The organism is Microcoleus sp. Z1_B2, assembly GCF_036700325.1.
Lineage (GTDB): Bacteria > Cyanobacteriota > Cyanobacteriia > Cyanobacteriales > Microcoleaceae > Microcoleus.
The window spans coordinates 25,759-38,278 of the sequence record NZ_JAUBOQ010000023.1; the positions used below are offsets into that span (position 1 = coordinate 25,759).

6 protein-coding genes are annotated in these 12,520 nt (G+C 45.3%); 4 read left to right on the forward strand and 2 right to left on the reverse strand.

Annotation, left to right across the window (positions count from 1 at the left end):
* Positions 1-311: 311 nt before the first annotated feature.
* Entirely contained in the window at positions 312-7,061 is a 6,750-nt protein-coding gene (locus QT984_RS15265; RefSeq protein WP_333374343.1) for a glycosyltransferase, read from the reverse strand.
* Between the two features lie 502 nt (positions 7,062-7,563).
* Between QT984_RS15265 and ftsH3 the strand changes: the two genes are divergently transcribed.
* From ftsH3 to QT984_RS15285, 4 genes are all read left to right on the forward strand, one after another.
* Positions 7,564-9,402: an ATP-dependent zinc metalloprotease FtsH3 gene (gene ftsH3 / locus QT984_RS15270; RefSeq protein ID WP_006633639.1), complete on the forward strand. Its 1,839-nt coding sequence runs from the start codon at positions 7,564-7,566 to the stop codon at positions 9,400-9,402.
* A 287-nt stretch (positions 9,403-9,689) separates the two neighbouring features.
* A complete protein-coding gene (locus QT984_RS15275) occupies positions 9,690-9,869 on the forward strand; it encodes a hypothetical protein (protein WP_333055413.1) in 180 nt (59 codons plus the stop codon).
* 351 nt (positions 9,870-10,220) lie between these two features.
* The gene (locus QT984_RS15280; protein WP_333232878.1) at positions 10,221-10,859 is read left to right on the forward strand and encodes a bifunctional 4-hydroxy-2-oxoglutarate aldolase/2-dehydro-3-deoxy-phosphogluconate aldolase; all 639 of its coding nucleotides are present in this window, start codon (positions 10,221-10,223) and stop codon (positions 10,857-10,859) included.
* Positions 10,860-10,960: 101 nt separating this feature from the next.
* Positions 10,961-11,482: a L,D-transpeptidase gene (locus QT984_RS15285; protein WP_333055415.1), complete on the forward strand. Its 522-nt coding sequence runs from the start codon at positions 10,961-10,963 to the stop codon at positions 11,480-11,482.
* 167 nt (positions 11,483-11,649) lie between these two features.
* Here QT984_RS15285 and QT984_RS15290 read toward each other — a convergent pair whose 3' ends face one another.
* Positions 11,650-12,477: a DUF1963 domain-containing protein gene (locus QT984_RS15290; protein ID WP_333055416.1), complete on the reverse strand. Its 828-nt coding sequence runs from the start codon at positions 12,475-12,477 to the stop codon at positions 11,650-11,652.
* Positions 12,478-12,520 lie beyond the last annotated feature (43 nt).

Below are 12,520 nucleotides of genomic sequence, written 5' to 3' on the forward strand. Positions count from 1 at the left end.
CCAGTAGGGAAACGGCACTGCCGTCTCCTCTTACGGACACGGCGCCGTGCCCAAGGGGTGTCAACTTAAGGTAAAACCCATAGTCCGGCAAGGGTTGAAACCCCTGCCTCAAAGCGAAAGTCCTCTCAAAGAGGACTAATGAGTTAAGAATTCTTCTTCTCAGTCCTCTTTCAGAGGACTTTCGCTATTAGACAGGGAATTCATTCCCTGGCGGACTGCCGGGTGAGCGGGAGAACTGGCGGACTAAAAGCTTAAGTTGACACTAATGGGCAGTGCCGTTTCCCTACAGATATCGCCTACTCCGCCTTCGTTTACCCCACAGCCACCTTCACCGCACCCCCAACCAACTGCTCGTAATCCGCCAACAACCACGGAGGCAAACAAGTATTCGCATCCTGAACCCGCAACTGTCCAGGGCGACAATACAGCATCGCCGCCAACAAATTATTCACAGCTTTAGGCGCTCCAAACCCTTTACTCAACTCAACAACCAACGATTTAAAAAACTCGCGATCGCTCTCATTCAATGGCTCGTTAATAAACCCGCTGCCCAACATTGCTTTGTAACCCTTGCCAAAATCGCTCCGGTACAAAACTTCTACTTGTTCGCCGGAAACGCTCAGCCACAAATCGGCAATTTGCTTGCGAATCTGCCGCAAATCTGCTATTACCAATTCAGCCGTCGGGTCGATTTCATAAAGATTGACGGCAGCAGTTAATTGATTGAGAAACTGCGGCATATAATCTTGTTTGACAACTGTTTGTTCGGTTGTCGCAAATGCGCTCTCAAACACCTTTTCGTAATCTTCAAGCAACCACTGCGGCAAGCGGGTGCGAGCATCGGGAACCCGCATTTTACCCGGAACAAAATACAGCATCGCCCCCAGCAGAGCATTGATAGCTTGAGGCTGCACCAACCCTTTACTAATTTCAGTCAATCTCTGCAAAAATTTTTGTTCGGCTTCACTCATTGATTCTGCTTGCAAGCCACATCCGAGTATTGCTTGATATCCCTTGCGAACTTCTCCTCGGTAAAAAGTTTCGAGTTTCTCTGAAGGAACAGTCAGCCAAAAATCTGCCATTTGTTTTCTGATTTGGCGGAGTTCCAAAACAACCGATTCGTCAGACGGATCGATGCGGTAAAGATTGACGCATCCTAACAGTTGATTCGCAAATTGCGGGGATTGAATATATTGAGCGAGCAAGTCAGAAGTGGACTCAGACTTGACGGTGGCTTCCATCTCAAAAACTTGTTCGTAATCCCCAATTAACCAGTGCGGCAAACGGTTGCGAGCGTCGGGAATTCGCATGGTTCCCGGCGGGAAATACAGCATCGCGGCAAGCAAGGCATTGACAGCTTTGGGATGCACTAATCCTTTGCTAATCTGGGTTAATTGCTGCAAAAATATTTGCTCGCTTTCGATCATCGCTTGACGTTGAAAATCGCTCTTTAGCAGGATTTGATAGCTCTTACCTGAAGCGCTTTTGTAGGCTGCTTCGAGGTTTTCGGTGGGAAGGTTCAGCCAAAAATCAGCGATTTGTTTGCGGATTTGACGCAATTCGGATATTGCTGAGATGTTTGATGAGTTTCTCTGATAAAGGTTGAGGGTGTTCGAGAGAATCTCGTCCAAAGCTGGCTGCTTGGGAATGCTATCCTGTAAGTTGCGCGATGCTTCCAGGTGGCTGCTTTGCCAGTTGCCAAAGAGTTCTTGGAATAATTTGCCGATCGCCCCAGAGTATGCAACACTGTCAAAACAAGCCGGATTAGCTTGCATTTTTTGCTGAATTTCCTGCCGTTTTTGCTGCCGCAATTGCGGGTTAGTGCCGAGGGTAACGGCTAGCTGAATGTAAGATGCTTCGCTATTGGCAATTAAATCAGGCATTTGCAGTTCCCGCAGCATCGCCGAACCTTGGCGGAACCGCAAAGCATTTCCTTCCACAACCACCGCCGGCAATCCTACTTGCAAAGGATCAATTAACGATGTTGCCCCAGCATAAGGATAGGAATCGAGATAAACATCTGCTAGCTGCAAAAATTCTTTCACATCCGCGCGACTAGGCAGTTGTTTTACGAACCGCAAGCGGTTGTTATTGACGCCGTATTTAGCGCAGACAGCGTTCAGATTGTTGACAAAAGGTGTTGCCGGATAGGTGCGAGTCCAAGCCGGCCCGAAGGGATATAAAATCAAGATTGAATCGGGTACAGCAGCTAGAATTTTTACCCAACTCTCTCTCAACTCCGGCAGAATTTTGTAGAAGTTGGCGCCGGAGATAAAAACGGTTGTATTGTCTGAAATTCCCAGACTTTGGCGCGTAGGTTTAACTGTAGCAACTTCGGATTCTGTTGCGTATTTGAAACAAAAACCGCTGCCTTCGAGAACAGCCAACTGTTCGCGATATTGTTCTTGATAACTAGCATCTGGCGCGGTAAATTGACCTGCGATGTAGTAATCCATGTGCCGGATTCCCGTGGTTGTCGGGGAACAGAAAGATGTAGTTTGTACCCGCGCTAAACGGTGGATTGCTAGTGAAGTCAGCGGTTTGTTAATAGCTGTTAAATTCGTACCGAAAAACAGGATATCTAAGTCGTCGGCGCGGATTGTTTTGACTTGCGATGCAAAGTCTTTCGGGAGTGCAACCAGTTTGTCGGCGCGACTTTGACAGTATTGTTCTAATTGGTGGCCGCTGGTGTTGAGCGCGTACAGGTATATCTCGAACTGGTTGCGGTTTAAATGCTCGAAAACCGGGATGGTAGCGAAGGTTTCGGTTTGGGGCGTGAAATGGTCGTTGATGATGCCGAGGCGGATTTTTGTCCGATTTGGCGATCGCGCCGGGAAGATACAATCAATTGAACTGCCGCGATTTTTTAGCGAAAACTCAATAATTTCCGCCCGTTTGGTGTAAATATCGCGCAGGTTTGCCGTGGCAAAATACACCGGGATAAAGTTCGCAACTTGCGAGAAAAATAAGGCAATATTTTGCCAAAGTTGCGAATCGGGATTGGTGAATATATTGCTATGAATGTAATTCACCCATCTTTGCATAAATTCATAGTAGTTGTCTGCTTCTCCAACTGTTTGAAACAGGTTGGGACTGCCAAACATAAATTTGAGATAGTCATTGGCAAACCAGTTGGGAATTTGAGCGCGCTCGTACTTAATCTGCAATTGATCTGCACGTCGGTAAAGCATCGCTGCTAGCAGGTAATTGATGGCTTTTGGCTCATTAAATCCTTTGGCAATATTTGCAGCTACTTCATTAACAAAACTCTGTTCTGCGTGGGTTAGCGGTTCATCTTTAATGTCGCTCTTCAGGAGTATCTGATGTGCCTTACCTGCATCGCCAGCATAGGCATTTACCAGTTGAGCGGGGGGCAGATTCAGCCAATAATTGGTAAGTTGCGTACGACATTGGCTGATGTTAGCGAGGCTTACTGGGTTAGACTGGTCTTTTTGATACTCTCCCAAGTATTGAGATAGCGAATTTAAAAGTTGCGCTATTTTGTTTTCGGGAACTAATTCATCAGCTATTAAGTAGCTATGTTGCTGCAAAATTTCCTCTGACCAACGGACTTCTTCGGGTTGGTAAAGTTGAGAGTGCAGGTGAATAATGAGGGCTCTCATTAAGTATAATTTTGCGCGAACGCTAGCCATTTTTTGGGTTCGGCTAGAGCCGTCACCGTGCTGCCTATAATAGAGATAAGGCTTAGGTAATCGATACCCTAACCAGCCTTTTTCATAGGCCGACACCCAAAATTCCCAGTCTTCACATCCCAGCTTCATCACTTTTTTTAACCCGCCTACTTCCTCGAAAATTCCCTTTCTAAATAAAGAACTAACGGGAGCTTGATTGTCTCTCAAAAACCTATTGGGATCGAAATCACCGTGGATAACTAAATCACAGTTGGCTCCGAAGTGCTGCATATCTGTATAGACAAAACCCACCTGCGGTTTTGCTAATAAAATTTCCAAGCACTCCTCTAGAAAATTCGGATGAATTCGATCGTCAGCATCTAGGAATAAAATAAACTTTCCTGACGACTGCTGAACGCCAACATTTCTCGAATCAGCGGGCCCCGTGTTGGGTTTATCTATGAGGCGAATCGATGTTTGAGGATACAGTTGAATTAAATAATTTGCGAAGTTGCTGGTATCATCCGTGCTGCCGTCATTGACAATTATGCACTCCCAGTTTTGATAAGTCTGACTGACAACACTTTCAACAGCTTCTCTGACATATTTCGCGTGATTGTAGCACGGGATAATTACGCTGATAAGTGGCTGTGGGGGTGTGCGATAAGGTAACGCATTCAGTTCCGAGGCAAAAACCGAGACAGGAACCGAAGAAATATGTAGGATCCCTCGTTGGCGGATGCCGTATTCATCCCATATTTGGTAAGCTTCTTGCTGGGATAATTGCGATCCATGTTCCAAACCTTGTTGATTTTTATAGTACAAACCGAGAATTTCGGGCAAGTGCACAATATTTTCGCTTTTGCCAATCCGCAGCCAAAATTCATAATCGCCAGCAGCCGTAAATTCGGTTCGGAAATAGCCGTATTTTTCGTGCAGCGATTTTCTCCACATCGGTTGGGAACCAATAATGCAGCGCCGTTCGAGTTCGCTGTAGTCAAAGGCTGGCCAATTCCAACGCTTTTCTGCTTGGGTTTTTGCAAAAGTATCGTTCGCTGTGTTGGTGATTAATTGGTCAGCATAAACCAGACTTACTGGGGAATTTTCATCCAAGTATTTCGCCATGAATTCTAGGGCATCGGGGCGGTGTCTGTCATCGGTGTTAGCATTAGTTATGTAAGCTCCGCGCGACATCTTAATGCCTCGATTCCAGGCTGCATATAATGTTTCGCGGTCAGAAGTGCGATCGTACACAATATTCGGATATTTCGCTTGAAATTCCCGCACAACAGACTGTTCGTTTTCTTGGGAACCGCTGTCAATTACTATGATTTCGAGTTGGCCTTGTTTGTACAGCGTTTGCTCTACCAAGTCCTGCAAGCAGCCGCGGATAAATTTTTCGGAATTGTAAGTAGAAACGATCGCAGATACTTTAAAAGCGGACGGGACAGGCTGGGAGTTCTCACCATTCCCGAATTCCCTCTGCAAAGCTGCATCAGTTTGCTGTTGAACGGAAGCATTCTCCGAATGTGCGCGATCGGCTACTTGAACCAAAGCTGAACTAACAATTGCAGCCATTTTCGACCAGGAAAACTTCTTAGCTTGCTCTAAACCCGCCGCAATTAATGAGTTGCGGACACCGGGATTCTGTATTTCCCGCAAAGCATTGACAAGCCCAATAACATCATCTCCATTTACATAAACCGCTGCTTTTCCTGCTACTTCAGGAATCGAACCGTTTGGACAGGTGATGACTGGACAACCGCAAGCCATTGCCTCAAGGACTGGCAACCCAAAGCCTTCATATTTCGACGGATAAACTAACACTGAAGCACCAGAATAAGCAGCTCTCAGTTCGCTGTCGCTTAGTTGCAGCGTGTGGACAGTATTCCCAGAACAGTACAATTTCAACTCTGGTTCTAATGCAGGTTTGCCACCTGCACAGACTATATCAAAGTCAAACTTGTTGGCAAGTTGAGAAAAGGCTTTGAAGAATAATATTCCGTTCTTGTAACCATGCCAGCCTACCCTTTCGCCTACCAAAAGAAAATAGGGCTTGGTAATGCTGTATTTTGACTTAAAGCCTGAAATTTCTTCTCTATCGGATGGCGAAAAATTGGCATCAATGCCACAGTGCGCTACAGCGACCGAATTTGAAGAAATCTGCGGAAAAACCTTTACTAAATCGCGGGCTGTATTTTCGGAAATGGTGATGTAGGCCGAGGCGTGGCGGATACCGCAATGCTTTTCTCTCCACTCGGAATGACCAATATTTTGCCCCATCAACTCTGGGATCATGTCATAAGCCATGAAGACCGATCGCGTTGACAAAGGCGTTGTATAATAAGTAGAAATAAATAAATCGGCTTTTTCTTCATCGCAGATTTGTTGGAGCATTTGGCGGTCAGCATCGGTTTTGCTGTAGTCGTAGCGAGCTACATTCCGGTACTGAATGCCGGGAATTTTGGGGGCGGTTCCCGCTCTGTCAAGAACTATAATTTGTTTGGCAAAACCATTTTCTGCCCAGTTTTCTAGCAGCGATTTCCAGACTCGACCAATGCCAGTGCTGTTGAGCTGAAAAAATACGCCGTCTATAACAATTTTTCTACTTGTTTTAGTAGGAGGCATGGCTGCAGGAGTTATCATTGATTTGCGGTTCTCTCTGTCTGCGATTTTTCTCAGGGCTTCCTCGTAATCCTGTTGGAGTAATGAGGGTTTTTTCAATTCCGGCTCTTTGTAAGATGATAAGCTATGAAAAAGTTGAGGCTGAATTTCCTTGTCTGAAAAAATATGCAAAGAATCGCCGTTAGAGTAAAAGTTTAAATTAAATTTTTCGGCAATTATCGAGAGTGCCTTGCTGGTATAAATAGAAATGTGCTGACCTTCATCTAGCGCATAGTACCACCATTCGCTGGGCTTGGGATTGTTGGCTGGCAGCAGTTTGGTACTGAATAAAATATTGCGGGAAAATTTGAAGATTTTTTGGATCTCCTCCAGCGGCTTAACAAAATGCTCAAATACTTCAAAAGCTGTCACTAATTCGTAGCTGTAGCTGCTGTTTTCGTCTGCCTCAAATCCTTGAGATAATATATTTTTACAATATTTATCGTACCAATAAAAATCAAATCCAAAATCTCTCATCATCCGAACAAATACACCGTAGCCACCTCCATAATCTAAAAACTTAGCCTGGTGATTAAATAAATTAAAAATAATATTATTGGCGGCGTTTGAGAACATCGTGCTTCTCGATAACATTCCCACGTCGCTGCTAGCTATGGCTTCTGAATAAGCCTCCTCAAGCCAGTAGGGTTCTTCCGTTTGAACAAAGCCGCAATTTGAGCATTGAAAATACTCGACGTTATATTTTTTTAGTACCCTAGCTGCAGCAAAGGTGTTGGTTGGAAAATCACAAATATTGCATTTCATTTTAATTATTTAAACTTACAAATTTATTCAAGTAACTGCCTGTGTTGGAATGCCGAATATTTATGAGACTTAACTAAGTTTATAATAGTCCTAAGTGATTGCAGTGCGATCGGCTAGACTGTTTTTATGCTGACGATTGAACTCTTCGGACGGTTCCTCAAGGGTTTACCGTTATGTATACATACAACTTGTGAATCAACAGGAACATCCTACACCAATGCAGCCCCGACTCAGATATCTTATCAGGAGTCAGCTCCCTAAAAATTACTTCTACTAAAGGCTTGACAAAGTTTAATTCATGCTATAGGTAACTCGTGAGGACAGCAGCCGCATCTCCAGACAGCGCCCAGGGCTGTTCCGTTCCCACGACCTCACCTGAGACCGCCGCAGCATGGCCGGGATTCCTCACCACACAAAAACAAGTTACAATTACGTTAAGATTGATGAACATAAATAAAAAATCCCAAATCACAGGGACTAAAAATTAGGAGGATCGACCTCGGTGAATAAACGCTGGAGAAACGCTGGCCTGTACGCACTGCTGGCTATTGTAGTCATTGCCTTAGCAACGGCATTTTTTGACAAACAGCCCCCAAGTAGGGAAGTTTGGAAGTACAGTCAATTCATTCAGGAAGTCGAAGGCAAGAGAGTAGACAAAATAAATATCAGTTCCGATCGCAGCAAAGCCCTGGTCACAGCCCAGGACGGCAACAAGGTACTCGTTAACCTGCCCAACGACCCCGAACTGATCAACATCCTGACCAAAAATAACGTAGATATTTCAGTTCTGCCCCAAAGCGACGAAGGCTTCTGGGTAAAAGCCCTCAGCAGCCTGTTCTTCCCAATTCTGCTTTTGGTCGGACTGTTTTTCCTGGTGCGGCGCGCCCAAAACGGGCCCGGCAACCAAGCCATGAACTTCGGCAAATCCAAAGCTAGAGTCCAAATGGAGCCGCAAACTCAGGTGACTTTCGGCGACGTGGCCGGCATCGAACAAGCCAAGCTAGAGCTCGCAGAAGTCGTGGACTTCCTGAAAAATGCAGACCGCTTCACCGCAGTCGGAGCAAAAATTCCTAAAGGCGTGCTGCTAGTGGGCCCTCCCGGAACAGGCAAAACCCTGCTCGCAAAAGCAGTGGCTGGAGAAGCAGGCGTTCCCTTCTTCTCGATTTCCGGTTCAGAATTTGTGGAAATGTTCGTGGGTGTCGGTGCTTCCCGCGTCCGCGACTTGTTTGAACAAGCTAAATCGAACGCTCCTTGTATCGTATTCATCGATGAAATTGACGCCGTAGGCCGCCAGCGGGGAGCTGGTTTGGGCGGTGGTAACGACGAACGGGAACAAACCCTGAACCAGTTGCTGACAGAAATGGACGGCTTTGAGGGTAATACTGGCATCATTTTGATTGCTGCTACGAACCGCCCCGACGTGCTCGATGCGGCGCTGCTGCGTCCGGGTCGCTTCGATCGCCAAGTTGTGGTCGATCGCCCCGACTTCGGAGGTCGCCTAGAAATTCTCAACGTTCACGCCCGCGGCAAAACTTTGTCCAAAGACGTGGACTTGGAAAAAATCGCCCGCCGGACACCCGGTTTCACAGGTGCGGATTTGTCCAACCTACTCAACGAAGCAGCAATTTTAGCCGCCCGTCGCAACTTGACCGAAGTCTCGATGGATGAAGTCAACGATGCGATCGACCGCGTGCTCGCAGGCCCAGAAAAGAAAGACCGCGTGATGAGCGAAAAGCGCAAAACTTTGGTAGCTTACCACGAAGCCGGTCACGCTTTAGTCGGCGCGCTGATGCCCGACTATGACCCCGTGCAGAAAATTAGCATTATCCCCCGCGGCCGCGCTGGCGGTTTGACTTGGTTCACACCCAGCGAAGATCGGATGGATTCTGGCTTGTATTCTCGGTCTTACTTGCAAAATCAAATGGCGGTAGCTTTGGGCGGCCGCATTGCTGAAGAGATTGTCTTCGGCGAGGAAGAAGTAACGACTGGGGCGTCGAACGACTTGCAGCAAGTGGCAAGAGTAGCGCGGCAAATGGTGACTCGCTTCGGAATGAGCGATCGGCTAGGCCCTGTAGCTCTCGGTCGCCAACAAGGCAATATGTTCATGGGTCGCGATATCATGGCTGAACGCGATTTCTCTGAAGAAACCGCAGCCACGATCGACGATGAAGTGCGTTTGTTGGTAGAACAAGCTTACCGTCGCGCTAAAGATGTACTCGTTGGCAACCGCCACGTCCTTAATGCTTTGGCAGATATGCTAGTTGAAAAGGAAACTGTGGATGCTGATGAATTGCAAAATTTGTTAGCTAATAGCGATGTGAAAATGGCGACGATCGCCTAATCAATTTTGGATTTGGGATTTTGGATTTTAGATTAAATCTAAAGTTTGAAATCGATAATGGGGGTGATTCTGGGATTGTCTGGAATCGCCCCGATTTTTTTATGAGTGCGATCGATCGATCGATTTTAGATTTTAAATTTTGGATTTTAGATTAAATCTAAAGAATGATATTATGTCCGGTCGCTTCGCCCGAAATCAGGTAGGGGCGGGTTCACCAATAATATCGGCCAATAATTGACAATCTCAAAAACCCGCCCGGCCGGGATATTACGGTCAATCGATCGGACATGATATCAGACATTCAGCATACCTTTTTCCAGCAGCTAGCGCTTAAATTCTTCCCAGAGAAATCTTGGTTCATCTTTTCTAGATTCAATAATCACACAGTCCTCAACATCCTCCCAGATATCGTCTGGGTACTGGAAGTCAAGCAGCACCACGACTTTTTAGCCTTGAGACTCAACTAATATCAAATCCGTATTATTCATCTCTCTCTTCCCTTTCTCTGTATCCTCTGTGTCCTCTGTGGTTTCATCATTCCGATACAACAGGAATTGATATAAAAACTGAAAATCTGTCGGTTCGCCGCATTCAGCCAGCACGTCAGCTCAAAAATCTCTGTGATTTTTGAGGTCAACAATTGCAGCGGTTTTGTTGCCTAGATTGTCCGTTAAAAATTGAACGCCGCACATATTGTAAATTGCCATATATCGAAGTTAGCAACCTGTATTAAAATTAGATGCGAGTCACAATCATATGAGTTTACAATTTGGGAGCCTTCCCAAATCTAAAATCTAAAATCTAAAATCTAAAATTGTATGAATCATCAATCTTGGTTGACACTACTAAAAAAACACCGGGCGATCGCAGTCATCCGTTCCTCCGAAAAAGAACTCGCTCGGCAGATGGCATCATCGGTAGCAGCAGGAGGAATCCAGTTTATTGAAATTACTTGGAATACCCACAAATCTGCTGAATTAATTGCCGAACTCCGCTCCGAATTCCCTACTTTTAGTATTGGAACCGGTACTTTATTAAACTTAGAAGAGTTGCAACAAGCAATAGACTGCGGCGCTCAATTTCTGTTTACTCCGCACACCGATTTAGCTATGATTAAAACAGCCGTTGACGCCGGAGTGCCGATCGTCCCCGGTGCTTTTTCTCCCACGGAAATTGTGACCGCGTGGCAAGCAGGCGCTACCTGCGTTAAAGTGTTTCCGATATCGGCTTTGGGAGGCGCGGCTTACCTGAAAAGCCTGCAAGGCCCCCTGGGAAACATTCCTTTAATTCCCACTGGCGGGGTGACGCTGGAAAATGCGAAAGTATTTATTGACGCCGGGGCGATCGCCGTGGGTTTAGCCGGAGACTTATTTCCTAAACACTTAGTGGAAAATAGCGATTGGCGGGCGATCGTCCAAATTGCCCAAACTCTCTCCCAAAACTTAACAACTTGTTAAGCCCTGTTTCCAAATCCAACATTTCAAATCTAAAATCTAAAATAGGACAAGCCAATCTAAAATCTAAAATCTAAAATCTAAAATAGTACGAGGTGTGAGAAATGAACAGCATTATCAACTCAACTTACTTCCGCCGCGCTGGAACTTTCTGTGCCGGCTGCGCCCTCACTTTTGCTGCATTCTGCGGCGGTTCAATGACCGCATTTGCCAGCGAACAGCACAACATAATTGCCAATAAAATTATGCTGTTGCAGCAATCCAGCGAACGCTGGATTGAAATAGATTTGTCAAGACAAAGGTTAATAGCTTGGGAAGGAAATACACCTGTTTACGCGGTGATTATTTCCAGCGGCAAATCATCGACTCCCACCCGCACGGGAACCTTTGCCGTTCAAACCAAGCACCGCGTTACTAGAATGACTGGGGATGACTACGACGTGCCCGACGTTCCCTATACAATGTATTACGACGGAGGCATGGCAATTCACGGCGCTTACTGGCACAATTTGTTTGGCAATCCCGTTACTCACGGCTGCACAAATGTAGCTGTCAATCACGCTAAATGGCTATTTGAATGGGCTTCGGTGGGAACACCCGTGGTGGTGCACAAATCTCAGGTTTAGGGAATTGGGCATAGTCGAACATTATTAGAACTGATGCACCGGTGGTCAGAAACCGGGTTTTTTTGGGAAATACTGCGTTACAGCCGTAGATTCGGTCAAAAACCCGGTTTCTTCGATCGGAGTTCATCAGTTCTGGTTTTTGTAGCTTGCTTACTTCATTACTGCCTTCAAGCACAATCCCAATTATATAAAACCTTACTAAAATCTAATTCTCTTAGTGCTGATTCATCAATAAAAAAGTTACCTACACCAGTGTCTCCCCACATGATATCTACTGTCTCATTGCAATCGGTATCCATTTGCAATATAAGAATGTCTAGCTTTGGTTTTTGCTCGGAGTTACTACTATATTTTCTTACGTCCTCTTGTGTAAAATCAGGATAACCACCTATTTTATGACCTCGAAAAGATGATATGTCTTGGTACTCAAGGTAAATTTTATGCTCGGTGGTAAAAAACTCATCAATTTCTCCTAAAAGTTGGGTAAATTGGCGGTCACTGATACTAATCGGCGCATATTTTTTAGTAAATTGCAAGTTGCAGCAGCCATGCACGGGAAAATATTCTGGTTCCGGCAAAAAATCATAATTGGTAATAATGTTTTCAACTTTGAAGTCGGGCTGAGGAAAATACATTATTTTGAATCTGTCTTCGATTGTATGATTATCTGCATTAGCAGAATTGTCCAAATTTAAACCATATAGGTCATCGTCAGCTATATAGAACTGTAAGATACCCCGATCGGGAAAACCATCTAAAGGCGGTATTTCATCAAAGTTGAGTTGCGCTAGCAAAAATAAATATTTACCGTCACAAGTTTTGGGATATTCAAAGCCTTTAGGTAAATAGGGCAATCCCCCAAATTTACTCTGCCACCAATTAACGTCATCATTATTCTGGGTTTGAATTTCGATGTAAGGTTTAATGGTAGCTTCGATTCTGTCGCGATACTTTTCTAGTTCTGGAGAGAGTGAACATTCTAGTTTGTAGTTCATCTGCTTTTAATAATTTTAGTCTTGGACACACTCCATCAAAGAA

Coding starts and splice junctions, on each gene's coding strand:
- QT984_RS15265 (WP_333374343.1), bottom strand. CDS start 7,061: ATGAAATGCAATATTTGTGATTTTCCAACCAACACCTTTGCTGCAGCT.
- QT984_RS15275 (WP_333055413.1), top strand. CDS start 9,690: ATGATATCAGACATTCAGCATACCTTTTTCCAGCAGCTAGCGCTTAAA.
- QT984_RS15280 (WP_333232878.1), top strand. CDS start 10,221: ATGAATCATCAATCTTGGTTGACACTACTAAAAAAACACCGGGCGATC.
- QT984_RS15285 (WP_333055415.1), top strand. CDS start 10,961: ATGAACAGCATTATCAACTCAACTTACTTCCGCCGCGCTGGAACTTTC.
- QT984_RS15290 (WP_333055416.1), bottom strand. CDS start 12,477: ATGAACTACAAACTAGAATGTTCACTCTCTCCAGAACTAGAAAAGTAT.